This window comes from Bradyrhizobium sp. USDA 3650, assembly GCF_054057395.1.
In genome coordinates this window covers 1,915,951-1,941,742 of record NZ_JBSRZG010000001.1, presented here as the reverse complement: position 1 = coordinate 1,941,742, position 25,792 = coordinate 1,915,951, and the positions used below count along the sequence as shown (strand labels likewise).

Here is a 25,792-nt window from a genome sequence, read left to right as displayed (position 1 = left end):
CACTCCTGATCAGCGCGCATGCAACATCGCAAGCAGGACCACGACGACGCAGGCGAGCGCCGCCGTGGTCAATTTCCAGAACATCAGCGGGCTGCGCTCCAAAAGCGGCGTGATCCGCGTGTCGAGATAGGCCGGATTGGGCGTCCGAAGCTCGAACACGAATTCAGACAAATCCTCGTGCCGCTTGTAGGGATCCGGATGCAGCGCACGTCTGAGCGCGCCGTCGACCCAGGCAGGCACGTTGCTGTCGTCGTCGGCCGGGCGATATTTGAGCCTCCGCACGTCCGCCTTGCGCCGGATCCTCGCGATTTGCGTGCCATAGGGCAGCTTTCCCGTCAGCATCTGGTAGCAGATCACGGCCAGCGAAAACATGTCGGAGCGCGGCGAGCCGCCTTGCCCAAGAAAATATTCCGGCGCCGTGTACTGGACCGTTCCCAGAATTTCGTCGGTCTCGTCCTGCGGGGCCGCCTCCGCGACGCCTGCCACCTTGACCGATCCGAAGTCGATGATCTTCGCGGTGCCGGTCTTGTCGATCAGGATGTTGTCGGGCCTGAGGTCCTGATGCAGCATTTCCATGCGATGGAAGGCGCGCAGGCCCGCGGCGATCTGCTCGACCAGTCCGCGGACGGTTTCGAGATCGGGGCGTGGATTGTCCGTCATCCATTGCCGCAAGGTCTGACCTTCGACGAATTCGGTCGCGACATAGAGATAGCCACGCCGTTTCGACTGCGACAACGGCTTCAGCACATGCGGGCTGTCGATCCGGCGCGCGATCCACTCCTCCATCAGGAAGCGTTTGAGGTATGCGGCATTGTCGCGCAAATCGATCGAGGGAAGCTTCAGCGCGACCGGCTCCTCGGTCACCGCGTCGACGGCAAGGTAGATGTGGCTGCGGCTGCTGGCGTGGATTTCGCGGACGATCCTATAGCCGTCGAAGATGGCCCGCGGCTCCGGCAGCGGGGGAAGCGGCAGCTGGGTGGTCTGGTTGAAGATGCCGGCCGGCTCGCGCTGCGGCACCGCATCGACGCGGAGGATCTGGACCGTGATGTTGTCGTCGCTGCCGCGCCGGTAGGCTTCCTCGACGATTGCCTTCGCCGCTCCGTCGAGCTCGGCTGCATGCTCGCTGAGCGCGCTCGTGATGAAACGCGCGTCGACGAATTCATAGGCGCCGTCGGTCGCCAGCAGGAACGTGTCGCCAGTCTCGATCTCGAAACTCTGATAGTCGATCTCGAGCTGCGGATTGATGCCGAGCGCACGGCCGAGATAGGTCTGCTCCGAGGACACGATGATCCGGTGATCATCGGTCAGCTGCTCGAGCGCCTTGCCCGCCACGCGGTAGACGCGACAGTCGCCGACGTGAAAGATGTGCGCGGTGGTCGCCTTGATGACCATGGCGCTCAGGGTGCAGACATAACCCTTGTCGCGGTCATAGGCATATTGGCTCTTGCGCGTCTGCGCGTGCAGCCAGGAATTGGTCGCGTCCAGCACCCGACGGGCGGAGGTCTTCACCGTCCAGGATTCCGACGTGCAGTAATAGTCCATCAGGAAGCTCTTGACCGCCGACTCGCTGGCGATCTGGCTCACCGTGCTGCTCGAGATGCCGTCGGCGAGGACGGCCGCAATGCCTTTCAGGCTCAGCATCGGTTCGTCCGGAACGAGGACGCCGTGAAAATCCTGGTTGATGGGCTTGCGACCCTTGTCGGAATGCTGGCCGACCGAGATCTGAAGTCCGCGGGTCATCGTCATCACCGGCAAAAGGAGAGCCTCACCCTGATCGGGCGAGGCTCTCCTGTCGAGACGTATCAGGCCGCGACGCGGGGCGAGGTGGCCTTGCCCGCCTGGCGCTTCGGCTGGGTCAAGACGTGCGTGGCGTAGAGGGTCATGCCGGTGAAGGCGAGGCCGCCGACGAGATTGCCGAGCACCGTCGGGATCTCGTTCCAGATCAGATAGTCCATGATCGAAAACTTCGCGTGCAGCATCAGGCCGGAGGGGAACAGGAACATGTTCACGACGGAATGTTCGAACACCATGTAGAAGAACACCAGGATCGGCATCCACATCGCGATGACCTTGCCGGGGACCGAGGTGGAGATCATGGCGCCGACGACGCCGGTCGAGACCATCCAGTTGCAGAGCATTCCGCGGATGAACAGCGTCGCCATGCCGGCCGCGCCGTGCGCGGCGTAGCCGAGCGTGCGGCCTTCGCCGATATTGCCGATCGCCGTGCCGACCTTGTCCGGATCCTGCGTGAAGCCGAAAGTCGTGACGAAGGCCATCATGAAGGCCACCGTCAGGGCGCCTGCGAAATTGCCGACGAAGACGAGGCCCCAGTTCCGCAGCACGCCGCCGAAGGTGACGCCCGGGCGCTTGTCGATCAGCGCCAGCGGCGCCAGCACGAACACGCCGGTCAAAAGGTCGAAGCCCAACAAATAGAGCATCGAGAATCCGACCGGGAACAGCAGCGCGCCGATCAGCGGCTGCCCCGTGTTCACGTTGATGGTGACGGCAAACCAGGCGGCGAGCGCGAGGATGGCGCCGGCCATATAGGCGCGGATGATGGTATCGCGGGTGGACATGAAGACTTTGGACTCGCCCGCATCCACCATCTTGGTGACGAATTCCGAAGGCGCGAGATACGACATCAATGGTTCCTTTTGCTTCCTTGTGAGATCGACACACTCTGCGTGAGCGCGACTGAACATCATTGGCCGTGCGGGCTGGTTGCCGCGCGTAAGCCGGAGAGATTTGGAAGCTCTGGGAATCGCGTCACGAGGATGAAGCCGGGAGGGCCGCGAAGCAGATGAGCTTCCGTGCTGCAGCCGCCTGAGGCTGCAGCATTGCGGTCGAGCCGCAGTCTTCGTTGACGCGAAATTTAATGCAAATTGCGTGCCGCGCGTTGGGCTCATAAGAACTGAGCGATATCAATAACATATAGCTTTTCATGACTCGGCTTTTGCGGGCCGAGTGGCCTGTTGCTTAAGCGGCTGCACAACTCTTGTGCGCCGCACAAATGTTGAGCAGGTCGCAAATTTCACGAGCGGAGCAGACCTGCGACAGACTGGCGCGGCATACATAAGCTATTGATATCGTTTTGTTTTCAGCTGCGTCACGCTTGGCATGAAGCTTGAATAGTTCCAAGCCGACGCCATTGAAGCCGTCCCGCGAGACTTCTCATCCGAATTGCCGACGCCACCAGACGGGGGTCTCCCCGTCGCGCGTTCGCATGCGCTGCTTCAGGCGTCGCCGGACGGACGGGCTGCTCGTGTGCACTGACACAATCATTCTGCAACGACGCAAAGGACGACACCGCCTATGACCAAGCGCACCCGCCGGCCGTCGGACACTGGCCTCAGCCGCCGTCAATTGTTGAAGGCCGCCGGTTCGACCGCCGCACTCCTGGCCGCCGTGAAGCTGAATTTCCCAGCCGGCGCCTTCGCGCAGGACGCCGGACCGGAGGTCAAGGGCGCAAAGCTTGGCTTCATCGCGCTGAGCGATGCCGGCCCCTTGTTCGTCGCCAAGGACAAGGGCCTGTTCGCCAAATACGGCATGCCCGACACCGACGTGCAGAAGCAGGCCTCCTGGGGCACCACGCGGGACAATCTCGTGCTCGGCTCGGAAGGCAACGGCATCGACGGGGCGCATATCTTGACCCCGATGCCGTATCTGATCTCGGCCGGCAAGGTGACGCAGAACAACCAACCGACGCCGATGTACATCCTGGCGCGGCTCAATCTCGACAGCCAGTGCATCTCCGTTGCCAGTGAATATGCCGACTTGAAGCTCGGCGTCGACGCCACGCCCTTCAAGGCGGCGCTGGAGAAGAAGAAGGCCTCGGGCAAGGCCGTGAAGGCCGCGATGACCTTCCCCGGCGGCACGCACGACCTCTGGCTCCGCTATTGGCTTGCCGCCGGCGGCATCGATCCGGACAAGGACATCGAGACCATCGTGGTGCCGCCTGCGCAGATGGTGGCCAACATGAAGGTCGGCACGATGGACTGCTTCTGCGTCGGCGAGCCCTGGAACCTGCAGCTGATCCACCAGAACATCGGCTACACCGCGATCACGACCGGCGAGCTCTGGAACAAGCACCCGGAAAAATCCTTCGGCATGCGCGCCGCCTTCGTCGACAAATATCCGAAGGCCGCGAAGGCGCTGCTGATGGCGGTGATGGAAGCGCAGCAATGGTCCGACAAGGCCGAGAACAAGGCCGAGCTTGCCGCCATCATGGGTAAGCGGCAGTGGATGAACTGCCCCGTCGAAGACGTGCTCGACCGCACCGCCGGCAAGTTCGACTACGGCCTTCCGGGCAAGGTGGTCGAGAATTCGCCGCATATCATGAAGTATTGGCGCGACTTCGCCTCCTATCCGTTCCAGAGCCACGACCTCTGGTTCCTCACCGAGGACATTCGCTGGGGCAAGTATGAGGCGAATTTCGACACCAAGGCGCTGATCGCCAAGGTCAACCGCGAAGACATGTGGCGCGACGCGGCCAAGACGCTCGGCATCGCAAGCGCCGAGATCCCGACCTCCACCTCGCGCGGCAAGGAGACCTTCTTCGACGGCAAGGTGTTCGATCCGGAAAATCCGGCTGCCTATCTGAAGTCGCTCGCGATCAAGCGCGTCGAAGTCTGATGGAGCCAGCGGCCGCCTGCGGGCGGCCGCACCGTCTTTTGCAGCCGGAGAGATATTGCGATGAACATGCCCGCTACCAAGATCGAGGTTGAGACCGCGAAGCTCGCGAGCGCTGCCGCGCCGGTCGTCGCGATGACGCCGAAGCGGCCGCCGCGTTCGGAGACTTACGCGCGGATGGCGCGGGAGACTGCCGTGCGCGTCATCCCGCCGCTGGTCGTGATCGCGCTCTTGCTTCTGGTGTGGGAGCTGGTCTGCCGCCGCGCCGGCTCGGCACTGCCGCCGCCGTCGAAGGTGTTCAAGGACACGAAGGAATTGATCCTCGATCCGTTCTTCGATCATGGCGGCATCGACAAGGGGTTGTTCTGGCACCTCTCCGCCAGCCTCCAGCGCGTCGCCTTCGGCTATTCGCTCTCGGCGATTGCCGGCATTGCGCTCGGCGTGCTGGTCGGGCAATCGGTCTGGGCGATGCGCGGGCTCGATCCGCTATTCCAGGTCTTGCGCACGATCCCGCCGCTGGCCTGGCTGCCGCTGTCGCTCGCCGCGTTCCGTGACGGACAGCCCTCGGCGATCTTCGTCATCTTCATCACCTCGATCTGGCCGATCATCATCAACACCGCGGTCGGCGTCCGCAACATCCCGCAGGATTATCGCAACGTCGCGGCGGTGGTGCAGCTCAACCCGCTCGAATTCTTCGCCAAAATCATGATTCCGGCCGCCGCCCCCTACATCTTCACCGGGCTTCGCATCGGCATCGGTCTCTCCTGGCTCGCCATCGTTGCGGCCGAGATGCTGATCGGCGGCGTCGGCATCGGCTTCTTCATCTGGGACGCCTGGAACTCCTCGCATATCAGCGAAATCATCCTGGCGCTGTTCTATGTCGGCATCATCGGCTTCGTGCTCGACCGCCTGATCGCGGGCGCCGGCAAGATCGTCACCCGCGGTACCGCGCTGAACTGAAGGGGAAGCACATGACCGCTTATCTGAAGCTCGACCACATCGACAAGATTTTTACCCGCGGCGCTGCCTCCACCGAGGTGCTGAAGGATATCAATCTCACCATCGAGAAGGGCGAATACGTCTCGATCATCGGCCATTCCGGCTGCGGCAAGTCGACCCTGCTCAACATCATCGCAGGCCTGACCAACGCCACCACCGGCGGCGTGCTGCTGGAGAACCGCGAGGTGAACTCGCCGGGGCCGGATCGTGCGGTGGTGTTCCAGAACCACAGCCTGCTGCCCTGGCTGACCGTGTACGAGAACGTCCGGCTCGGCGTCGACAAGGTCTTTGCCAAGACCAAGAAGCGCGCCGAACGCGATGCCTGGGTCATGCACAATCTCAACCTCGTGCAGATGGCCCATGCCAAGGACAAGCGGCCCTCGGAAATCTCCGGCGGCATGAAGCAGCGTGTCGGCATTGCCCGCGCGCTTGCCATGGAGCCGAAAGTATTGCTGCTCGACGAGCCTTTCGGCGCGCTCGACGCCCTGACCCGTGCGCATTTGCAGGATTCGGTGATGGCGCTGCATCAGAAGCTCGGCAACACCATTTTGATGATCACCCACGACGTGGACGAGGCGGTGCTGCTGTCCGACCGTATCGTCATGATGACGAACGGGCCGAGCGCGCGCATCGGCGAGGTGCTGGAGGTGCCGCTGGCGCGCCCGCGCAAGCGGCTCGATCTCGCGACCAACACGACTTATCTCAAGTGCCGGCAGCGCGTGCTCGAATTCCTCTATGAGCGTCACCGCTTCGTCGAGGCCGCGTAAACGCGTCACCAACAGGTGCTGACGCCACGCCTAATTTTGAATCATCAAGCTCAATCCTTGTGCGCCGCACAGGGATTGAGCGAATCGCAAAATTTGCGTGCGAAATAGTCCTGCAAAAATTCGGAGCACTCCGAACAAGCGCCTGAATTTCCTGCGTTTCCGGAATGCGCGCAGTTGGCACGGAAATTGAAGCACCAACTGCGACGCCAACGACGACGTCCCTCAACATCATCAATCAGCATCGTAACTCGCCACCGGGGTGAAGCCTCGGAGCGCGCCTCCGTGGCCGGAGGCTGAGCCTGCAACGACGCAGCGGTGAGCCTGGAAGGGATACTCAATGACGAAGAATCCAACTTGGATTTCCGACTGGCGCCCCGAAGATGAGGCGTTCTGGAACGCGACTGGCAAGACGATCGCGCGACGCAACCTGATCTGGTCGATCGTGGCCGAACATATCGGCTTCTCGGTCTGGCTGATCTGGAGCATCGTCACCACCAAGCTGCCGCAGGCGGGCTTCCACTACACCACCGACCAGCTGTTCCAGCTCGTCGCGGTGCCCGGGCTGATCGGCGCGTTGATGCGCTTTCCCTATACCTTCGCGGTGACGACCTTCGGCGGTCGCAACTGGACCATTTTCAGCGCGGCAATCCTGTTCATTCCGACGCTCTCTCTCGCCTATTTCGTCGGCCAGCCCGACACGCCGTTCTGGCTGATGCTGCTGATTGCCTCGACCGCCGGTCTCGGCGGCGGCAATTTTGCCTCCAGCATGACCAACATCTCGTTCTTCTTCCCCGACCGGATGAAGGGGTGGGCGCTGGGACTGAATGCAGCTGGCGGCAATATCGGCGTCTCCAGCGTGCAGCTCCTGACCCCGATCCTGATGACGCTCGCCGTCATCAACCTGTTCCAGGCAACGCCGGTCGATGGTGTTTTTCTTCAGAATGCCGGCCTGATGTGGGTGCTGCCGATCGCGATCGCGGTGTTCGGCGCAGTGTTCTTCATGAACAACCTGACCACGGCCAAGTCGTCGATCAAGAACCAGCTCGCGGTGGTCAAGCGCAAGCACACCTGGATCATGGCGTATCTCTATATCGGCACGTTCGGCTCCTTCATCGGCTACTCGGCGGCATTTCCGCTGCTGATCAAGACCCAGTTCCCGCAAGTCACGATTGCGATCGCGTTCCTGGGACCGCTGGTCGGCTCGCTGTCGCGGCCGCTCGGCGGCTGGCTTGCCGACAGGATCGGCGGCTCGGTCATCACGTTCTGGAATTTCATCGTGATGGCCGGCGCGACGATCGGCGTGCTCTACTTCGTCGGGCACAAGGATTTCATCGGCTTCCTGTCGATGTTCCTGGTCCTGTTCGTGACGACGGGCATCGGCAACGGCTCGACCTATCGCATGATCCCCTCGATCTTCCGCGAGCAGAATCTGTTCAGGGTGCGCGGCAAGGGCGATACGGAGCGCGCGGCCGCCTTGAAGACGGCGAGCATCGAGAGCGGTGCTGCGGTCGGCTTCATCGGCGCGGTCGGTGCCGTCGGCGGCTATCTGATCCCGACCGGGTTCGGCAAGTCGATCGCGCTGACCGGTGGACCGCAGCTCGCGCTCGCGATCTATCTCGGCTTCTACGCCTCCTGTCTCGCGCTGACCTGGTGGTTCTATCTGCGTCGCAGCCCGCAGGGCGAAGGCGCCTCAAGCCTCGCCGGCGCGCGAGTTTAACACTTGGTACGAATCTCGCTTCTCCCCGTACGCGGGGAGAAGCATTGCCCGACAGTTTGACAATGAACCTGGTTCGCAATGGCGCGCACCAAGGCAAACCCAACAGGCAGGAGAACATCATGACGCCAGAACAGATCACCCTCGTCCAACAGAGCTTCGCCAAGGTCGCGCCGATTTCCGCGCAGGCCGCGGTGCTGTTCTACGATCGCCTGTTCGAGGTGGCGCCGTCCGTGCGCGCGATGTTCCCCGAGGACATGAGCGAGCAGCGCAAGAAGCTGATGGGCATGCTCGCCGCCGTCGTCGGCGGTCTGTCGAACCTGGACTCGATTCTTCCCGCGGCGTCAGCGCTTGCGAAGCGTCACGTCGCCTACGGCGCCAAGGCCGAGCACTACCCCGTGGTCGGCGCGACCTTGCTGTGGACCCTGGAGAAGGGCCTCGGCGAAGCCTGGACGCCCGAACTCGCTACCGCCTGGACCGACGCCTACGGCGTGTTGTCCGGCTACATGATTTCCGAGGCCTACGGCGCACAGTCGCAGGCCGCCGAATAGGAGATGCGTTGTGAGTGAACCGCTGGTCATCGTCGGTAACGGTATGGCGGCCGCGCGTCTGGTCGACGAGCTCGCCAAGACCTCGCTCGGCCGCTACGCGGTCGCCGTGATCGGCGAAGAGCCGCGGCTCGCTTACAACCGCGTTCTGCTCTCCTCCGTGCTGGCCGGCGAGACCGGCTCGCACGAGATCGAACTGCGGCCCGCCGACTGGTGGCGCCATCGCGGCGTCACGGTGCGCTACGGCTATCGCGTCACCGAGATCGATACCGGCCGACGCGAGCTCAAGATCGAAGGCGAAGAAAGCATGGAATATTCCAAGCTCGTGCTCGCCGTCGGCTCGACGCCGCTGCGGCTCAACGTGCCGGGCGCCAATCTCGTCGGCGTGCACACCTTCCGCGACACCCGCGACGTCGATCTGCTGCTGACGCTCGCTGCCGCAAGGAAGCGCGTCGTCGTGGTCGGCGGCGGTCTGCTCGGACTCGAAGCGGCTTACGGCCTTGCCAAGGCCGGAGCGCCCGTGACGCTGCTGCACCTGATGGACCGGCTGATGGAGCGCCAGCTCGATGCACCCGCTGCCGACCTGCTCAAGACGCTGGTCGAGCGCAAGGGCATTCGCATCCTGCTCAATGCATCCACAGCGCGCATCCACGGCGAGGGCCATGTCGAAGCGGTCGAGCTTGCCGACGGCAGCCGCATCGAGGCCGATGCCGTGATCTTCGCCGCCGGCATCAGGCCCAACATTGCCCTCGCCAAGGACGCCGGCATCGCCGTCAACCGCGGCATCGTCGTCAACGACGAGATGCAGACGGCGTCACCCGATATCTACGCGCTCGGCGAGTGCGCCGAGCATCGCGGCACCTGCTACGGCCTCGTCGAGCCTGCTTACGAGCAGGCGCGCGTGCTGGCGCGACATCTCGCCGGCCGTCCCGCGGCCTATCAGGGCAGCGTGGTCTCGACCAATCTGAAGGTGTCGGGGGTCAGCGTGTTCTCCGCCGGCGACTTCATGGGCGGGGAGGGCAGCGAGAGCCTCGTGCTGTCGGACCGCAGGCGTGGCACCTACAAGAAGCTCGTCATCGCCGAGGGCCGGCTCACCGGCGCCCTGCTGATCGGCGATACCGTCGATGCGCTCTGGTATCTCGAACTGATCCGCAACCGCGAAAAGGTGGCGGCGATCCGCGCCGACATGATGTTCGGCCGCGCGCTCGCGCGTCCTTCCAAAGCGGCTTGATTGAGGCGGCTTGATATGACGGCGATCGATCCCACGCTCCGTGCCACCAAGACGACCTGTCCGTATTGCGGCGTCGGCTGCGGCGTGCTCGCGACGCCGGACGGCAAGGGCGGCGCGGCGATCGCGGGCGATTCCGATCATCCTGCCAATTTCGGCCGGCTGTGCTCCAAGGGCTCGGCGCTCGGCGAGACCGTCGGGCTGGAAAGTCGGCTGCTCTATCCGATGATCCGCTGCAAGGGCGTGCTCGAACGCGTCGCCTGGAGCGATGCGCTCGATCACGTCGCCCACCGCATGCAGCACATCGTCGCGCGCGACGGCGCCGACGCGGTCGCATTCTATCTCTCCGGCCAGCTCCTGACCGAGGACTATTACGTCGCCAACAAGCTGATGAAGGGCTTTGTCGGCACCGCCAACGTCGACACCAATTCGCGGCTCTGCATGTCGTCCTCGGTCGCCGGTCACCGCCGCGCCTTCGGCGCCGACACCGTGCCCGGCTGCTACGAGGATCTCGACCAGGCCGATCTTCTGGTGTTCGTCGGCTCGAATGCCGCCTGGTGCCATCCCGTGCTGTTCCAGCGTATGTTGAAGAACCGTGGGGAGCGCGGCGCCCGCATGATCGTGATCGATCCGCGCCGCACCGACACCGCGACCGACGTCGATCTGTTCCTGGGCCTCAAGCCGGGGACCGACACGGCGCTGTTCTCCGGCCTGTTGGTTCACCTCGCCGACAATGGTGCGCTCGATCAGGATTACATCGCGCAAAACACGTCGGGCTTTGACGACGCGCTGGCGCGCGCCCGCAGCATCGCCGGCAGCGTCACCGCGACCGCACTGGCGACCGGCCTTTCCGAGCAGGACGTTGCCACCTTCTTCAAGATGTTCCGCGACACGCCCCGCGTCGTCACGCTGTACTCGCAAGGTGTCAACCAGTCGGCGCAGGGCACCGACAAGGTCAACGCGATCCTGAACTGCCATCTTGCCACGGGCCGCATCGGCAAGCCCGGCGCCTCGCCGTTCTCGCTCACCGGCCAGCCCAACGCGATGGGCGGTCGCGAGGTCGGCGGCCTCGCCAACCAGCTCGCCGCACACATGAACTTCACGCCGCCGGACATCGATCGCGTGCGGCGGTTCTGGAAGGCGCCGCGCATCGCCACCCATGAAGGGTTGAAGGCGGTGCAGCTGTTCGAAGCCATCAACCGCGGCGAGGTCAAGGCGCTGTGGGTGATGGGCACCAACCCCGCCGTGTCGCTGCCCGACGCCGACTTCGTGCGCGAGGCGCTGAAGAAGCTCGAGTTGTTCGTGGTCTCCGAGAACGTGCTCTCCAACGATACGGTCGATGCCGGCCCGCACGTGCTGCTGCCGGCGCTCGCCTGGGGCGAGAAGTCAGGCACCGTCACCAATTCCGAGCGCCGCATCTCGCGCCAGCGTTCGTTCCTGCCGGCGCCCGGCGAGGCACGGCCGGACTGGTGGATCCTGAGCGAAACCGCAAAACGCCTCGGCTTCGGTGACAGTTTCAGTTACAAATCCGCCGCCGACATCTTCCGCGAGCACGCAGCGCTCTCGGCGTTCGAGAACGACGGCAGCCGCGACTTCGATATCGGTGCGCTGACCACGCTGTCGGATGAAGCCTTCGATGCCTTGAAGCCTGTGCAGTGGCCCGCGCGCGAAGGCGAGGCGCCCGGCGAGCGCTTTTTCGCGGCCGGCGGCTTCTTCACCAACGACGGCAAGGGCCGGTTTGTCGCACCGGAGGTGCCGGCGCTGCGTGGCGAGACCGGACCGTCGCGGCCGCTGCGGCTCAATACCGGGCGCATCCGCGACCAGTGGCACACCATGACGCGCACGGGCCTCAGCCAGCGGCTCGGCGCGCATCTGCCCGAGCCGTTCGTCGAGATTCATCCCGACGATGCCAACAAATACAACATTGTCCATGACGGCTATGCCCGCATCACGACCGACTATGGCCAGTGCACTCTCAAGGCCGTCGTCAGCGACCGCCAGCAGCGCGGCACGCTGTTCGCGCCGATCCACTGGAGTGCGATGAACGCCTCGCACGGTCGCGTCGGGGCGCTGGTTGCACCGTTCACCGATCCGTTCTCGGGGCAGCCGGAGTCCAAGGCGACACCGGCGGCGATTTCGCCTTATGAATACGTCTTCCGCGGCTTTGCGTTGTCGCGCAAGCAGCTGGAGCTGCCGCCAAACCTGATGTGGACCCGCGTCACTGTTACCGGCGGCTTCGGCTATCTCTTCGCCGACAATGCGGACCTGTCGCGCTGGCCGGCCTGGCTCGGTGGCGTTGCCGGCGAGGACGTCGCCGACTATCGCGACTTCGGCGGCGGCGTTTATCGCGCGGCGTCGTTTGCCGGCGACCGCATCGAAACCTGCCTGTTCGTCGGCCCCGCGCATGATGCCGGCGACTGGGAGGTGGTGAAGAGCCTGTTCGTCGCCGACCACGTCACCGACGAGCAGCGGCGTATGCTGCTGTCGGGCAAGTCCAGCGAGGGCGCGGCTTCGACCGGTCCGGTCGTCTGCGCCTGCTTCGGCGTCGGCCGCGGCACCATCTGCGACACCATCGTCGCAGGCGCGCGCACGGCCGCCGAGATCGGCGCAAAGCTCAAGGCCGGCACCAATTGCGGCTCCTGCATCCCCGAGCTGAAGCGCCTGATTGCGACCACCGAGGTGGCGCCAGTGAAGCAGGCGAAAGTCGCGGGCGCGGCGGGGTAGGGGTCTCTCATCATCGTCGTCCTGGCGAAAGCCAGGACCCATTACCCCGGTCAGCGTTTGTCGAAGCCCGTTGTGGCCACTATCACCCGTAACAACTTCTCCCTGTGGTAATGGGTCCTGGCTCCCGTGCGCAATTGCGCACTAGGCCAGGACGACCCCGAGAGCGTGGTGAAGCTGTCGCGCGGATCGACGGCCTTTGCTTTGTGCCCTATGCTGCCGCGCACTCCGCCAGTTCAACAAAGATAACAACAATGATGTACCTGGAAACGCCGCCGCGCCTGATCGAGACCAGGCTCTTCTCCGCCATGCCCGACAAATTCCGCCGCAAAGGCGAGCGGACGGATTGGGCCGATGCCAACCGGCCGGCCGTGCCGACAGACTCCTTCATCGAGGGCCCGTCGTTCGACAAAGATGGCACTCTCTACATCGTCGACATTCCCTTCGGCCGCATCTTCCGCATCGCGCCCGACGGCGAATGGTCGCTGGCGATTGAATATGAGGGCTGGCCGAACGGACTGAAGATCGCGGCGGACGGCCGCATCCTGGTCGCCGACTACAGGCACGGCATCATGGAGTTCGACGCCAAGGCAGGGCGGATGGCGCCGGTGCTGACCTCGCGCAACTCGGAGTCCTTCCGGGGCTGCAACGATTTGCATCTCGCTTCCAACGGCGACATCTATTTCACCGACCAGGGTCAGACCGGCCTGCATGACCCGAGCGGCCGCGTCTATCGCCTGACGCCAGGCGGCCGGCTGAATTGCCTGATCGATACCGGCATCAGTCCGAATGGTCTGGTGCTCGATCCAACCGAGACCGTGCTGTTCGTCGCGATGACGCGCGACAACGCGGTGTGGCGGTTGCCGTTCATGAAGGACGGCAGCGTGTCGAAGGTCGGCCGCTTCTGCTCGCTGTTCGGTACCAGTGGCCCCGATGGCTTGACCATGGATGCTAAGGGCCGGCTGTTCGTGGGTCACGCCTCGCTCGGCCATGTCTTCGTGTTCGCGCCCAACGGCGAATTGATTGCGCGGGTGAAATCGTGTGCCGGGCCGAATTGCACCAATGTCGCGATCGGTGGCACGAAGAAAGATCGGCTCTATATCACGGAGTCCGCGACCGGTAGCGTGTTGGTCGCCGACATCGGCGTATTGAACTCTTGAGCGCGATGGCGGTTGCCTGAGCGAACGAGCGGCATCGGAGCGATTATGAACACAAAACCCTTCGGCAAAACCGGCGCCAGCGTCGCCGTCATCGGGCAGGGCACCTGGTATCTCGACCATGGCGATCGCAAGCGCGCGATCGCGGCGCTTCAGCGCGGGCTCGATCTCGGCATGACCCACATCGACACCGCCGAGATGTATGGCGATGCAGAGCTCGTCATTGCCGATGCGATCGCGGGCCGACGCGACGAGGTGTTCCTCGTGTCGAAGGTGCTGCCGAGCAACGCCTCCCGCCGCGGAACCGTCACCGCCTGTGAGCGCTCGCTGCAGCGGCTGAAGACCGATCGGCTCGACTGCTATCTGCTGCATTGGCGCGGCGCTCGTATCCGCTGGAGGACACCGTGGCCGCGTTCGAGGACCTGGTGAAGGCCGGCAAGATCAAATCCTGGGGCGTTTCCAATTTCGATGCCGATGATCTCGACGAGATGCTCGACGCCGCCGGCGAAGACCGCATCGCCTGCAATCAGGTGCTCTATCATCTGAAGGAACGCGCGATCGAGCACGCGGTGATCCCGTGGTGCGAACAGCATGGTGTCGCCGTGGTCGCCTATTCGCCATTCGGCCACGATGATTTCCCTGAAAGCAGCAGCAAGGGCGGCGCGGTGCTGGCGCGCATCGCGGAGGCGCGTCGCGCGACGCCACGCCAAGTCGCGCTGAGCTTCCTCACCCGTGCGACTACGGTGTTCGCGATCCCGAAGGCGTCGTCCGCGGAACATGCCGGCGAAAATGCCGCGGCCGGCGATCTCGTGCTGACGAAAGACGAGATCGCGGCGCTCGATGCGGCGTTTCCGCGCGGTCCGAAGCCGCGCGGCCTGCCTATGCTGTAGTGCACAAACGCCTATTCTTAATGGAGTCTTGACGCGCGCGGACGTGAGCGCATATCGGCATCCTGTTTTCGGAAGTTGTGAAAGCGGCGCAATTATCGTTTTTTACGATCATTCCCGATTCGCATTCCTAGGTTCCAGCCGTGACCCCGCCGCCCGCCGCAGCCGCAAGGCTCGACAGTATTCCCATGCCTATGCCGGAAAAGAAGCCGCAGGCGCGCCGCGCGCCCGCGCGCGTCGATCATCCCTTCAAGGGCATCGCGCTGGTGCTGCTGTCGACGATCTTTCTCGGTTGCTCCGATGTCACCGCGAAATATTTGTCGTCGAGCCTGCCGTCGATCGAGATCACCTGGATCCGCTTCGTGACGTTTGCGCTGATGTTTACGCCGGTGATGCTGCCGGGCTCGCCGCTTCATGCCATGCGCACCGAGCGCCTCGGCCTGCAGCTGATGCGCGGCGCGGCATTGCTCGGCTCTTCGCTGTTCTTCATCACCGGCCTGAGCTTCCTGCCGATCGCGGAGGCGTCCGCGACCGGCTTCGTCTCGCCGCTGTTCGTCACCGCGCTCTCGATCGTTTTCCTGAGCGAGAAGGTCGGCATGCGCCGCTGGATCGCGACCGCGATCGGCCTGACCGGCGTGCTGATCATCCTGCGCCCGGGCTCCAGCGCGTTTCACGCCGCCGCGTTCTTCCCGATCGTCTCGGCATTCTGCTGGGCCGCGGCGCTGATCCTGACGCGCATGATGAGCGGGCGTGAAGCCGTCCTCACCACGATGGCTTATTCGGCGCTGACCGGCGTTGCGATCCTCTCTCTGATGGTACCGTTCGTCTGGGTCACGCCAACCTGGACCGCGATCGGGCTTGGCATCGTGATCGGCGTCGCCTCCACCGTCGGCCAGTGGATCATCGTCCTGGCCTATCGCTACGGCGATGCCTCGGTGCTGGCGCCGTTCTCCTATACGCAGTTGCTGTGGGTGAGCATTCTCGGCTTCTTCCTGTTCGGCGAAGTGCCTGATGTCTGGACCGTCACCGGTGCGGCCTTCATCGTCGCCAGCGGCCTCTACATCGCCCATCGCGAGCGCATCCGCCGCGTCCAGCTCCTGATCATGGAAGAGCGTTCCCCGAACCCCTGACGCAAGTTCACGCGTCCGCTTCGTGCTATCAATGGCTCCAACAAGCCGGGAGGAGCCGAATGCGCGCTGCGATTTTCAGGAACGGTGAGATTGTCGTCGACCGGATGGCGGAGCCAAAGCCCGGCCCCGGCCAGGTGCTGGTCAAGACGCTCGCCTGCGGCATCTGCGGCTCCGATCTGCACGCGCGCCAGCACGCCCACCGCATGGTCGAGATGGCGCGAAAGACCGGACGCAAGCCGATGGATCTCGCCCGCGACGTCGTGTTCGGCCATGAGTTCTGCTGCGAGATCGTCGATTACGGCCCGGGCACTGTGCGCAAGCTCAAGCCGGGCACGCGCGTCTGCTCGCTGCCGGCCCTCGTGACGCCGCAGGGCATCGAGGGCATTGGCTATTCCAATGATAATATTGGCGGCTATGCCGAGGCGATGCTGCTGAGCGAAGCGCTGCTGCTCGAGGTGCCCAACGGTCTCGCGCCGGAGCATGCCGCGCTCACCGAACCGCTCGCGGTCGGCGTTCACGCCGTCGCCAAGGCCAACATCCGTGGCGGCGAGGTGCCGCTCGTGATCGGCTGCGGACCGGTCGGGCTGGCGGTGATTGCGGCGCTGAAGCTCAAGGGCCTGCATCCGATCGTCGCCGCTGACTATTCGCCGGCGCGGCGCGCGCTTGCGGCAAAACTCGGCGCCGATATCGTCGTGGATCCAAGGGTATCGCAGCCCTATGCGACCTGGGCCGAGCATGCGCAGATGTCGGATGCGGAGAAGGCGGCGCGGCCGCCGTTGCAGGCGATGCTGCCCGCGCTGAAGCCCGCGATCATCTTCGAATGCGTCGGCGTGCCCGGCCTGTTGCAGCAGGTGTTCGAAGGCGCGCCGCGCGATGCCAGGATCGTCGTGGTCGGCGTCTGCATGGAGACCGACAGGAGCGAGCCCATGCTCGGCATCATGAAGGAGCTCAACGTTCAGTACGTGCTCGGCTACACGCCGGACGAATTCGCAGCCTCGCTACGCCTGATCGCGGAAGGGCAGGTGGATGCGGCGGCAATGGTAACGGCGGAAGTCGGCATCGATGGCGTCGCAAAGGCTTTCGCCGACCTCGCCAACCCCGAAGTCCACACCAAGATCATCGTGCAGCCGTGGCGGTGATGCCTTACACCGGCAGCGCGATCGAATACTTCACCTGGCTGAGCGCAAAGCTCGACTCGATCGAGGCGATGCCGTCGAGCCGGGTCAGCTTGGTCTTCAGGAAGGTCTCGTAGGAAGCGAGGTCGGCCGCGACCACGCGCAGGAGGTAGTCGCGGTTGCCGGTCATCAGATAGCACTCCAGCACCTCGTCCCATTTCGAGATCGCGCGCGCGAAGCGGTTGAGATCCTCCTCCTTCTGCCGCGCCAGCTTGATCGAGATGAAGACGCTGACATGCAGCCCCAGCGCCTTCTGGTCCACGGTCGCGATGTAGCGCGAGATGACCCCGCGCTCCTCCAGCAGCTTGACCCGGCGGTGGCAGGGCGACACCGACAGCCCGACCTTGTCGGCCAGCTCCTGCATGGTCAGCCGGCTGTCGTTCTGGAGCAGAGCGAGGATTTTTCGGTCGATGGCGTCGAGGGTAGGCATTGGGATGAACCTGTCGTTTTTACCGATCGATTGGTAAGCTATCCCAATATTGGCTGGTACGGCGCGAGAAATTGAGAAGTTTGGCGCTTCCCGCAGGGGTATCATCGGGCACCTGTTTTCCGGGAGCATTGCCATGCCCGTTGATACCGACCGCCTCGACACATTGACCGCGCTCGCCCGCAAGGCGCTGTGGCTGTCGTCATGGACCATCCATCACGCCAACCACATCCGCCCGAATGCGGACGGCCTGAAGGTCGGGGGAAGGTCGGGGGACATCAGGCCTCGTCGGCCTCGCTCGCCACCATCATGTCGGCGCTGTATTTCCACGTGCTGAAGCCCGAAGATCGCGTCGCGGTGAAGCCGCATGCGAGCCCGGTGTTCCATGCCATCCAGTATCTGTTCGGCCGGCAGAGCCGCGAGAAGTTGGAGAATTTTCGTGGCTTCAAGGGCGCGCAGTCCTATCCCTCGCGCACCAAGGACGTCGACGACGTCGATTTCTCCACCGGCTCGGTCGGCCTCGGCGTTGCGCAGACGCTGTTCGCCTCGCTGGTGCAGGACTACGTCAAGGCACATGGCTGGATGAAGGATCGCCGCGAAGGGCGGATGATCGCGCTGGTCGGCGACGCCGAGATGGACGAGGGCAACATCTTCGAGGCGCTGGCGGAAGGCTGGAAGCACGGGCTGCGCAACACCTGGTGGGTGGTCGACTATAACAGGCAGTCGCTCGATGCCGTCGTCCGCGAAGGTCTCTGGGAAAAGTTCGAGACCGTGTTCCGCAATTTCGGCTGGGACGTGGTGATCGTGAAATACGGCCGGCTGATGCGCGAGGCCTTTGCGGAAGCTGGCGGCGAGGCGCTGAAGCGCTGGATCGACAATTGCCCGAACGCGCTCTACGCCGCCTTGTGTTTCCAGGGCGGCGCGGCGTTCCGCAAACATCTTCACGACGAGATCGGCGATCAGGGCCCCATCACCAAGCTGATCGACAAGCGCAGCGACGACGAATTGCTGGCGCTGATGTCGAACCTCGGCGGCCATGACATGGCGAGCATGCTGGACGCCTTCGAATCCATCGATCACGATCGCCCAGTCTGCTTCATCGCCTACACCATCAAGGGCGTCGGCCTGCCGTTCCAGGGCCACAAGGACAATCACGCCGGCCTGATGACGGTCGCGCAGATGGAGAAATTTCGCGACAGCCAGAACATCCGGCCCGGACACGAATGGGACAGATACGAGGGGCTCGCCCAAAGTCCCGCCGAGCTCGACGCCTTCCTCGCGCGCGTGCCGTTCAACCAGGACGGCCGCCGGCTCACCGCGCCTGTGATCGAAGTGCCGTCGCAGCTCGCCTTCAAGCCGGCGCCGCAGATGTCGACCCAGCAGGGTTTTGGGCTGGTGCTGAACGAGATCGCGCGCGGCGACAGCGAGCTTGCCAGGCGCATCGTCACGACATCGCCTGACGTCACCGTCTCGACCAATCTCGGTCCGTGGGTGAACCGGCGTGGCCTGTTCGCGCGCGGCGAGAAGGCGGACTTATTCCGCAGCGAGAAAATTCCATCCACCTTCAACTGGGATTTCTCGCCCAAGGGCCAGCATCTCGAGCTCGGCATCGCCGAGATGAACCTGTTCATCATGCTCTCCGCGCTCGGCCTGTCGCACCAGATCAACGGCGAACGGCTGCTGCCGGTCGGCACGCTCTACGATCCCTTCATCGAGCGCGGTCTCGATGCGCTGAACTATGCCTGCTACCAGGATGCCCGCTTCATGGTGGCGGCAACGCCGTCGGGCATCACGCTGGCACCTGAAGGCGGCGCGCATCAGTCGATCGCAACGCCCTTGATCGGCATGGCGCAGGACGGCCTCGCCTCGTTCGAGCCGGCCTTTGTCGACGAACTCGCCGTGATCATGGGTTGGGGTTTCAACCACATGCAGCGCGATCCGGGCGAGGGCGGCTCGGTCTATTTGCGGCTTTCGACGCGCAGCATCGAGCAGGCGCAGCGGATCATGACACCGGAGCTCGCACAGGGCATCACCGACGGCGCCTATTGGCTGCGCAAGCCGGGCCCCAATGCCGAACTCATCATCGCCTATACCGGCGCCGTTGCGCCAGAAGCGATCGAGGCGACCGGCTTCATCGGCGAGAGCCGGCGCGACATCGGCCTGCTCGCGATCACGTCCGCGGATCGCCTGCATGCGGGATGGACCGCCGCACGGAAATTGCGCCGTGATCGGCGCGGCGTGCAGCATCTCAGCCATATCGAAAAACTGCTCGCGCCGCTGCCGCGCGACTGCGGCATCGTGACCGTGATCGACGGCCATCCGGCGGCGCTCGGCTGGCTCGGCAGCGTCCGCGGCCATCGCGTCGAGGCGCTCGGCGTCGAGCAGTTCGGTCAGACCGGCACCATCGCCGACCTCTACCGCCACCACGGCATCGACGCCAACGCCATCATCGATGCGGCCGAAAGCCTCACCACCGGCGCGCCGGTGCTGCATCGGAAGATGGCGGTTTAATTCGTCGCCCCGGCCTAGTGCGCAATTGCGCACTAGGCCGGGATGACATCGTGAGTGAGGCGAGACCTTGCCACCCCTCCGCCATCGGCTCATATGACCTCCGTCCGCCGCAATGCTGGCCCCGCACATGGCGGGTTCAATTGCCGGCGCTTTCGTGCAAGGATGCCTGCCGAAACGCCCCCAAGCCCCCAAGAAGAGGTTCACTATGGTCAATCGCATGCAATTCTACATCGACGGCGCCTGGGTCGATCCCGCTGTCAAGAAGTCCACCGCCGTGGTCAACCCGGCGACGGAAGAGGCGATGTACGAGGTTGCGCTGGGCTCCAAGGCCGACGTTGACAAAGCCGTCGCTGCCGCCAAGCGCGCGTTCGTGACGTTCTCCCAGACCAGCCGTGACGAGCGCGTCGCGCTGCTCACCAAGGTCATCGAGATCTACAAGGGCCGTCTCAAGGAGATCGGTGCCGCCGTCTCCGACGAGATGGGCGCGCCGCTGCCGATGGCCGAAAAGCTGCAGGCCGGCGCCGGCCTTGGCCACCTCATGACCACGCTCGACGTGCTCAAGAACTATCATTTCGAGGAACCGGTCGGCACCGCCATGGTGCTGCGCGAGCCGGTCGGCGTGGTCGGCATGATCACGCCCTGGAACTGGCCGCTCAACCAGATCGCCTGCAAGGTCGCGCCCGCGCTCGCCGCCGGCTGCACCATGATCCTGAAGCCGTCGGAATTCACCCCGACCTCGGCGCTGATCTTCGCGGAAATCCTCCATGAAGCCGGCGTGCCGAAGGGCGTGTTCAACCTCGTCAACGGTCTCGGCCCGGAGGTCGGCGCCGCCATGAGCGAGCATCCCGACATCGACATGATCTCCTTCACCGGCTCGACCCGCGCCGGCATCGACGTTGCCAAGCGTGCGGCACCGACCGTGAAGCGCGTCAGCCAGGAGCTCGGCGGCAAGTCGCCGAACGTCATCCTCGAAGGCGCCGACCTCACCAAGGCGGTGACCGGCGGCGTGATGCACATGTTCAACAACTCCGGCCAGTCTTGTAACGCGCCCTCGCGCATGATCGTGCCGGCCTCGAAGATGAAGGAGGTCGCCGCGATCGCGAAGGCTGTCGCCGACAAGACCAAGGCGGGCGATCCGCGCGCGGAAGGCACCACCATCGGTCCCGTGGTCAACCGCGGCCAGTGGGACAAGATCCAGGGCCTGATCAAGAAGGGCATCGACGAGGGCGCAACGCTCGTCGCCGGCGGCCCCGGCCTGCCCGAAGGCGTCAACAAGGGCTTCTATGTCCGTCCCACCATCTTTGCCGACGTCACCCCCGACATGACGATTGCGCGTGAAGAGATCTTCGGACCTGTGCTGACCATCATCGGCGCCAAGGACGAAACCGAAGCCGTGCACATCGCCAACGACACGCCCTATGGGCTTGCGGGCTACGTCACGGGTGCGTCCGTCGAAGACGCCAAGCGCGTCGGCCGTCAGATCCGCGCCGGCAACGTCAATCTGCAGGGCGTGCCCAACGATCGCACCGCGCCGTTCGGCGGCTACAAGCAGTCCGGCAACGGCCGCGAGTGGGGCAAATACGGCCTCGAGGACTTCCTCGAGGTGAAGGCCGTCGCCGGCTTCAACGCGGCGTAGGCTTTATCGCCTGGGTTAACATGACGCCGGAGCGGGAAACCGCTCCGGCGTTTTTGTTTGGTCGTAGCCCGCATGGAGCGAAGCGGAATGCGGGGACTGTCCCGGATTGCGCTTCGCTCCATCCGGGCTAAGGACCGTCGCGGAATCGGGCGAAGCCTTATCCCCCGACCGCGCCCTGCGTGTTCACATACAACGCGTAGATCGACTGGCTTGCCGCCATGAACAGGCGGTTGCGCTTGACGCCGCCGAAGCAGAGATTGGCGCAGCGCTCGGGCAGCGCGATGCGGCCGATCATGACGCCGTCGGGCGCGAACACCACGACGCCGTCGAGTTCGGGATCGCCCATGCCCCAGCCGCACCAGAGATTGCCGTCGATGTCGCAGCGCATGCCGTCAGGCGTGCCTGGACCCGCGTCGATGTGGACGCGCTTGTTGGAGATCGTGGTGCCATCAGGCGAGACGTCATAGGCGAGGATCTTGCGGTTCGGCACGCCCCGTGATTCCACGACGTAGAGGATTTTCTCGTCCGGCGAGAAGCACAGCCCGTTGGGGCCGAGCACGCCTTCGGCAACGATGGTCGCCTTGCCGGTCGCGGGATCGAGCCGGTAGACGTTCGGCTCGATCTCGGGCTCGGCCTTGTAGCCCTCGTAATTGCCGAGCAGGCCGAAGGTGGGATCGGTGAACCAGATCGCGCCATCGGATTTCACCACGACGTCGTTCGGCGAGTTGAGCTTCTTGCCGCCGAACGAGTCTATCAGCACGGTGATGCTGCCGTCATATTCGGTGCGGGTCACGCGCCGCCCACCATGCTCGCAGGTGACGAGCCGACCCTGGCGATCCCTGGTGTTGCCGTTGGCGAAATTGGAGGGCTTGCGGAACACGCTGACGGCGCCGGTCTCCTCCTCCCATTTGACGATGCGCTGGTTTGGAATGTCGCTGCACAGGAGATAGCGCCCGTCGCCGAACCACACTGGACCCTCGGCCCAGCGCAGGCCGGTCGTCAGCCGCTCCACCGCCGAGAGCTTCAGCCAGTATTTTTCGAAGCGGGGATCGAGTGCTTTTATCGCGGGATCGGGATAATAGGTCGCCGGCCGCCAGCCTTGAGTGTGGGACGATGCCTCATTCATCTCGGTTCTCTCGTTTCGTTCCCTCTGGACAATCCAGCTATCATTAGAGACACCTGACGGCAAATCGGTCGCCAAAGACGAGGAAAGACATGTCGCGCATCTTGATGACGGGAGCTTCAGGCGGGATTGGAACGCGCCTGCGAAAACTGTTGCCGCCGATCTATCCGGATCTTCTGCTCAGCGACATCCGCCCGCCGGCCGATCTCGGCCCCAACGAGCAATTCAAGGCGGCGGACCTCTCCGACCTTGCCCAGTGCGAGGCGATCTGCGAGGGCGTCGACGGCATCATCCATTTCGGCGGCTATTCGGTCGAAGGTCCCTGGAACGACATCCTCCAGGCCAACATCATCGGCGGCTACAATCTGTTCGAGGCCGCGTACCGCAAGGGCGTCAAGCGCGTGGTGTTCGCCTCCTCGAACCATGCCGTCGGATTCTATCCGCGCCACCACAAGATCGGCACCGACGTGACCCCGCGCCCCGACGGCCGCTATGGCGTCAGCAAGGTGTTCGGCGAAGCGGTTGGCGCGCTCTATGCCGACAAGCATGGCCTGAAGGTGACTTGCCTTCGCATCGGCAATTTCGGCGACGTGCCGCTGGACCTTCGCCGGATCTCGATCTGGCTGAAGCCCGAAGATCTGGTGCAACTCTGCCAGATCGGGCTCGAGCATCCCGACATTCATTTCGAGATCTTCTACGGCGTGTCCCTGAACGAGCGCGCGTGGTGGGACAATCACCGCGCCTACGAGTTCGGCTACCGTCCCACGGGGCGCTCCGAGGACCATGTGGCGCACGCGATGGCGGAGCAGGCCAAGCTGAAGCCCGATCCGGTCGGCGATCACTACCAGGGCGGCGCGTTCTGCAGCAACGAGTTCGACGGCGACACAAGTCGCATCATCGATTGGAATAAGCGGTAGGAGCTCGATTGGATAGCCGCGCTGCAGGTGCGCTCCCTCGCCCCGTTCTTACGGGGAGAGGGTGGGGTGAGGGGCCGTCTCGGCAAGGGTCGTGACAATCGGATTCGCGGAGAGTCCCCCTCACCCGGAATTCCCGCTTTCAGCGCGAATTCCGGCCTCTCCCCGCAAGCGGGGAGAGGCGAAAGAAAACCGGCATCTCAAACAACGCGCTTGCCGGCCTGGGCCGCGATGGGCCTCTGCACGAAATACATCAGGATCAGGGAAATCACCGCCGTCGTCACGACGACGTATCCCAACCGGTCGAAATGCCGGAGCGTGCCGTCGGCGTCCTGCGCGATGAGCGCGGCGGCGAGCACTGAGCCGAGCCCGCCGGAGAGCTGCTGCAGCGACGCGCCGACCGCGCTGAAGGAGCCGCGTTGCGCCGGCTCGGGGATTGCGGAAATCAGCGCCTGCGACGGGATCATGCGGGAGAAGATGCCGACGAACATCAGTACGTTGACCAGGATCGCGACCGTCAGGCTCACCTGACCGAGGTGCGTGTAGATCAGCACCATGACGATGGACATGGCGCTGCCGAAGACGAAGGTCGGGTATTTGCCGAAGGCATCGCTCGCGCGCCCTACCAGCGGGCCGATGACAATGCTGAACAGGCCGGAGACGAGATAGATCGTCGGCAGATGCACAATGTCGATGCCGAGATTGTGCACGGTGTAGGCGCTGCCGAACGGCATCAGCATGTAGCCGCCGGTCGCCAGCAGGGTCGTCACCGAGAACGCCATCCAATAACGCGGCTGCGAGACCGTTGCGATCAGATGCCGAAACGGGTTTCGATCCTGCTTCAGCCCGAGATGGCCGTTCACCGGCTTCATCAGGAACATCACGGCGGCCATCCCAATGACCGACAGGCCGACCAGCGCGCCGAACGCGACGTGCCAGTTCCACTGATTGGCCAGGAAAAGACCGGCCGGGATGCCCAGCACCTGGCTTGCGGCGAAGGCGGTTTGCACGAAGCCCATGACGCGGCCGCGCAATTGCAGCGTAAACAGATCGGTGACGATGGCGAGCACGACCGAGCCGATCACGCCGCCGAACAGGCCGGTCACGATCCGCCCCAGCAGCAACAGATGATAGTTGGGCGCGATCGCGCACAGCGCCGTGCCAAGGGTGAAGCCGGCGTAGAAGAACAACAGCAGCCGTTTGCGATCGAACCGGTCGGCGAAGCCGGCCGCCAGGATGCCGGAAATTCCCGCGCTGAACGCGTAGGCCGAGACCGCCACCCCGAACTGGGCGGCCGATATATCGAGCGCCGGCATCATGATGGCGCCGAGCGGCGACATGATCATGAAATCGATGATGATCGTGAATTGGACCAGCGCCAGCAGCGCGACGAGGATCGCCTGGTAGCGCGAGAAGCCGCGGGATGGCGCTTGCTGCTCGGCGATCGGCTCGGTCAGGGTTTGTTCGGTCATGCCATTTCGGTCGGGATGGAATACGGGAAGAACGTGTGATTCGCCGCTGGGCGCCGGTCCTATCTATTTCCGACGGCGCACTATTTCGATGGGTTGACAAAAGGTTTTGATGCCAATCTCGACACCGTGCCTCGGGTCACTGAGAGCGAGCGCATGCAAGGGCCGAGCTTTGGCTTGGCCGCCCTGCCCATTGATCTAGGTCAACCATGCCTTTGGCATTTGGTTCTCGATCTGCGCGATCGCATTTCGGCAACCGGTGCCGCGATTAGGTTCGATTGCGGCAGCGCGAGTCAGGACAATGAAAATCAAATTGCCAGCCGTCGTACTGCTCGCGCTGATCATGTCGGGCCCGGCGCGAGCCGCGATGCTCAGCGACGCCGAGGCGACGTTTCTCGACCAGCTCGTCACCGCGTCCGCGGTGCTCGAACAACGATGCGTCGGCTACGAGGTCAATGGTGCCGGCAGTGTCCAGCTCGGCGCTCGACTCCTCGGCAGCACGGATGCCGCGATGGCGATGATCGACGCCTATGCGGCGGCCATCAAGGCCCGCGATGGCGAAACCTCCGATCCCGGTAAATTCCGCATCGAGGTGTCCGACGCCGCCGCCAAAACGTTCAGGCGTGTCCGGACGGACCTGGTCAGAGATCCGAAAAGCGCCTGCGCTGGTTATGGCGATACCAGCGTGGAGCGCGGCCTGCTGAGGCGGTATTGAACGCGCGTTCTGGCCTGCCGCGGCCTCACGGGAATCGGCGCG

The 25,792-nt window shown here is 64.1% G+C and carries 18 protein-coding genes and 2 pseudogenes; 15 read left to right on the top strand and 5 right to left on the bottom strand.

Annotated features, from left to right (window positions below; all coding sequences use genetic code 11):
* Window positions 1-9: 9 nt before the first annotated feature.
* Window positions 10-1,746, bottom strand: a complete 1,737-nt coding sequence (locus tag ACVIN2_RS09205; RefSeq protein ID WP_456769680.1) for a protein kinase domain-containing protein — start codon at window positions 1,744-1,746, stop codon at window positions 10-12.
* Between the two features lie 56 nt (window positions 1,747-1,802).
* Complete coding sequence (locus tag ACVIN2_RS09200; RefSeq protein WP_456765369.1) at window positions 1,803-2,642, bottom strand: formate/nitrite transporter family protein; 840 nt, start codon at window positions 2,640-2,642, stop codon at window positions 1,803-1,805.
* A gap of 670 nt (window positions 2,643-3,312) precedes the next feature.
* Between ACVIN2_RS09200 and ACVIN2_RS09195 the strand changes: the two genes are divergently transcribed.
* The 11 genes and pseudogenes from ACVIN2_RS09195 (at window position 3,313) to ACVIN2_RS09145 (ending at window position 16,919) form a co-directional block, all read left to right on the top strand.
* On the top strand, window positions 3,313-4,632 hold the full coding sequence (locus ACVIN2_RS09195) for an ABC transporter substrate-binding protein (RefSeq protein ID WP_456765368.1): 1,320 nt from the start codon (window positions 3,313-3,315) through the stop codon (window positions 4,630-4,632).
* A gap of 60 nt (window positions 4,633-4,692) precedes the next feature.
* Window positions 4,693-5,589, top strand: a complete 897-nt coding sequence (ntrB, locus tag ACVIN2_RS09190) for a nitrate ABC transporter permease (RefSeq protein WP_456765367.1) — start codon at window positions 4,693-4,695, stop codon at window positions 5,587-5,589.
* Window positions 5,590-5,600: 11 nt separating this feature from the next.
* Window positions 5,601-6,395, top strand: a complete 795-nt coding sequence (locus tag ACVIN2_RS09185) for an ABC transporter ATP-binding protein (protein ID WP_456765366.1) — start codon at window positions 5,601-5,603, stop codon at window positions 6,393-6,395.
* A gap of 337 nt (window positions 6,396-6,732) precedes the next feature.
* Complete coding sequence (locus ACVIN2_RS09180) at window positions 6,733-8,112, top strand: MFS transporter (RefSeq protein ID WP_456765365.1); 1,380 nt, start codon at window positions 6,733-6,735, stop codon at window positions 8,110-8,112.
* Between the two features lie 119 nt (window positions 8,113-8,231).
* A complete protein-coding gene (locus tag ACVIN2_RS09175) occupies window positions 8,232-8,660 on the top strand; it encodes a globin family protein (protein WP_456765364.1) in 429 nt (142 codons plus the stop codon).
* A 10-nt stretch (window positions 8,661-8,670) separates the two neighbouring features.
* Window positions 8,671-9,888 carry an NAD(P)/FAD-dependent oxidoreductase gene (locus ACVIN2_RS09170; protein ID WP_456765363.1) on the top strand — a complete coding sequence of 406 codons (1,218 nt, stop codon included), beginning with the start codon at window positions 8,671-8,673 and terminating at the stop codon, window positions 9,886-9,888.
* Window positions 9,889-9,903: 15 nt separating this feature from the next.
* Complete coding sequence (locus ACVIN2_RS09165; RefSeq protein WP_456765362.1) at window positions 9,904-12,609, top strand: molybdopterin-dependent oxidoreductase; 2,706 nt, start codon at window positions 9,904-9,906, stop codon at window positions 12,607-12,609.
* A gap of 254 nt (window positions 12,610-12,863) precedes the next feature.
* A complete protein-coding gene (locus ACVIN2_RS09160) occupies window positions 12,864-13,766 on the top strand; it encodes an SMP-30/gluconolactonase/LRE family protein (RefSeq protein ID WP_456769679.1) in 903 nt (300 codons plus the stop codon).
* A gap of 45 nt (window positions 13,767-13,811) precedes the next feature.
* Window positions 13,812-14,653 (top strand): annotated as a pseudogene (locus tag ACVIN2_RS09155) (aldo/keto reductase).
* Between the two features lie 185 nt (window positions 14,654-14,838).
* Window positions 14,839-15,780 (top strand): DMT family transporter, encoded by a 942-nt coding sequence (locus ACVIN2_RS09150; protein ID WP_456769678.1) that lies wholly within the window; start codon window positions 14,839-14,841, stop codon window positions 15,778-15,780.
* Between the two features lie 59 nt (window positions 15,781-15,839).
* Window positions 15,840-16,919 (top strand): zinc-binding dehydrogenase, encoded by a 1,080-nt coding sequence (locus ACVIN2_RS09145; RefSeq protein WP_456765361.1) that lies wholly within the window; start codon window positions 15,840-15,842, stop codon window positions 16,917-16,919.
* Window positions 16,920-16,923: 4 nt separating this feature from the next.
* Here ACVIN2_RS09145 and ACVIN2_RS09140 read toward each other — a convergent pair whose 3' ends face one another.
* A complete protein-coding gene (locus tag ACVIN2_RS09140; RefSeq protein WP_456765360.1) occupies window positions 16,924-17,385 on the bottom strand; it encodes an Lrp/AsnC family transcriptional regulator in 462 nt (153 codons plus the stop codon).
* Window positions 17,386-17,518: 133 nt separating this feature from the next.
* Between ACVIN2_RS09140 and ACVIN2_RS09135 the strand changes: the two are divergent.
* A pseudogene (locus ACVIN2_RS09135) lies at window positions 17,519-19,893 on the top strand (1-deoxy-D-xylulose-5-phosphate synthase N-terminal domain-containing protein).
* 205 nt (window positions 19,894-20,098) lie between these two features.
* Window positions 20,099-21,529 carry an aldehyde dehydrogenase family protein gene (locus ACVIN2_RS09130; protein WP_456765359.1) on the top strand — a complete coding sequence of 477 codons (1,431 nt, stop codon included), beginning with the start codon at window positions 20,099-20,101 and terminating at the stop codon, window positions 21,527-21,529.
* Between the two features lie 157 nt (window positions 21,530-21,686).
* Here ACVIN2_RS09130 and ACVIN2_RS09125 read toward each other — a convergent pair whose 3' ends face one another.
* On the bottom strand, window positions 21,687-22,655 hold the full coding sequence (locus tag ACVIN2_RS09125) for an SMP-30/gluconolactonase/LRE family protein (protein WP_456765358.1): 969 nt from the start codon (window positions 22,653-22,655) through the stop codon (window positions 21,687-21,689).
* Window positions 22,656-22,744: 89 nt separating this feature from the next.
* On the opposite strand from ACVIN2_RS09125, the gene ACVIN2_RS09120 reads away from it, so the two are divergent.
* Window positions 22,745-23,569: an NAD-dependent epimerase/dehydratase family protein gene (locus tag ACVIN2_RS09120; RefSeq protein ID WP_456765357.1), complete on the top strand. Its 825-nt coding sequence runs from the start codon at window positions 22,745-22,747 to the stop codon at window positions 23,567-23,569.
* Window positions 23,570-23,766: 197 nt separating this feature from the next.
* Here ACVIN2_RS09120 and ACVIN2_RS09115 read toward each other — a convergent pair whose 3' ends face one another.
* Complete coding sequence (locus ACVIN2_RS09115) at window positions 23,767-25,038, bottom strand: MFS transporter (RefSeq protein ID WP_456765356.1); 1,272 nt, start codon at window positions 25,036-25,038, stop codon at window positions 23,767-23,769.
* A 298-nt stretch (window positions 25,039-25,336) separates the two neighbouring features.
* Between ACVIN2_RS09115 and ACVIN2_RS09110 the strand changes: the two genes are divergently transcribed.
* On the top strand, window positions 25,337-25,750 hold the full coding sequence (locus tag ACVIN2_RS09110) for a hypothetical protein (RefSeq protein WP_456765355.1): 414 nt from the start codon (window positions 25,337-25,339) through the stop codon (window positions 25,748-25,750).
* Window positions 25,751-25,792: the final 42 nt, after the last annotated feature.

Excerpts from the sequence above, each read along its gene's own strand:
- ACVIN2_RS09125 (WP_456765358.1), bottom strand. The coding sequence starts at position 22,655 with ATGAATGAGGCATCGTCCCACACTCAAGGCTGGCGGCCGGCGACCTAT.
- ACVIN2_RS09160 (WP_456769679.1), top strand. The coding sequence starts at position 12,864 with ATGTACCTGGAAACGCCGCCGCGCCTGATCGAGACCAGGCTCTTCTCC.
- ACVIN2_RS09165 (WP_456765362.1), top strand. The coding sequence starts at position 9,904 with ATGACGGCGATCGATCCCACGCTCCGTGCCACCAAGACGACCTGTCCG.
- ACVIN2_RS09175 (WP_456765364.1), top strand. The coding sequence starts at position 8,232 with ATGACGCCAGAACAGATCACCCTCGTCCAACAGAGCTTCGCCAAGGTC.
- ACVIN2_RS09115 (WP_456765356.1), bottom strand. The coding sequence starts at position 25,038 with ATGACCGAACAAACCCTGACCGAGCCGATCGCCGAGCAGCAAGCGCCA.
- ACVIN2_RS09185 (WP_456765366.1), top strand. The coding sequence starts at position 5,601 with ATGACCGCTTATCTGAAGCTCGACCACATCGACAAGATTTTTACCCGC.
- ACVIN2_RS09145 (WP_456765361.1), top strand. The coding sequence starts at position 15,840 with ATGCGCGCTGCGATTTTCAGGAACGGTGAGATTGTCGTCGACCGGATG.
- ACVIN2_RS09130 (WP_456765359.1), top strand. The coding sequence starts at position 20,099 with ATGGTCAATCGCATGCAATTCTACATCGACGGCGCCTGGGTCGATCCC.
- ACVIN2_RS09200 (WP_456765369.1), bottom strand. The coding sequence starts at position 2,642 with ATGTCGTATCTCGCGCCTTCGGAATTCGTCACCAAGATGGTGGATGCG.
- ACVIN2_RS09140 (WP_456765360.1), bottom strand. The coding sequence starts at position 17,385 with ATGCCTACCCTCGACGCCATCGACCGAAAAATCCTCGCTCTGCTCCAG.
- ACVIN2_RS09110 (WP_456765355.1), top strand. The coding sequence starts at position 25,337 with ATGAAAATCAAATTGCCAGCCGTCGTACTGCTCGCGCTGATCATGTCG.
- ACVIN2_RS09180 (WP_456765365.1), top strand. The coding sequence starts at position 6,733 with ATGACGAAGAATCCAACTTGGATTTCCGACTGGCGCCCCGAAGATGAG.
- ACVIN2_RS09195 (WP_456765368.1), top strand. The coding sequence starts at position 3,313 with ATGACCAAGCGCACCCGCCGGCCGTCGGACACTGGCCTCAGCCGCCGT.
- ACVIN2_RS09120 (WP_456765357.1), top strand. The coding sequence starts at position 22,745 with ATGTCGCGCATCTTGATGACGGGAGCTTCAGGCGGGATTGGAACGCGC.
- ACVIN2_RS09205 (WP_456769680.1), bottom strand. The coding sequence starts at position 1,746 with ATGACGATGACCCGCGGACTTCAGATCTCGGTCGGCCAGCATTCCGAC.
- ACVIN2_RS09150 (WP_456769678.1), top strand. The coding sequence starts at position 14,839 with ATGCCTATGCCGGAAAAGAAGCCGCAGGCGCGCCGCGCGCCCGCGCGC.
- ntrB (WP_456765367.1), top strand. The coding sequence starts at position 4,693 with ATGAACATGCCCGCTACCAAGATCGAGGTTGAGACCGCGAAGCTCGCG.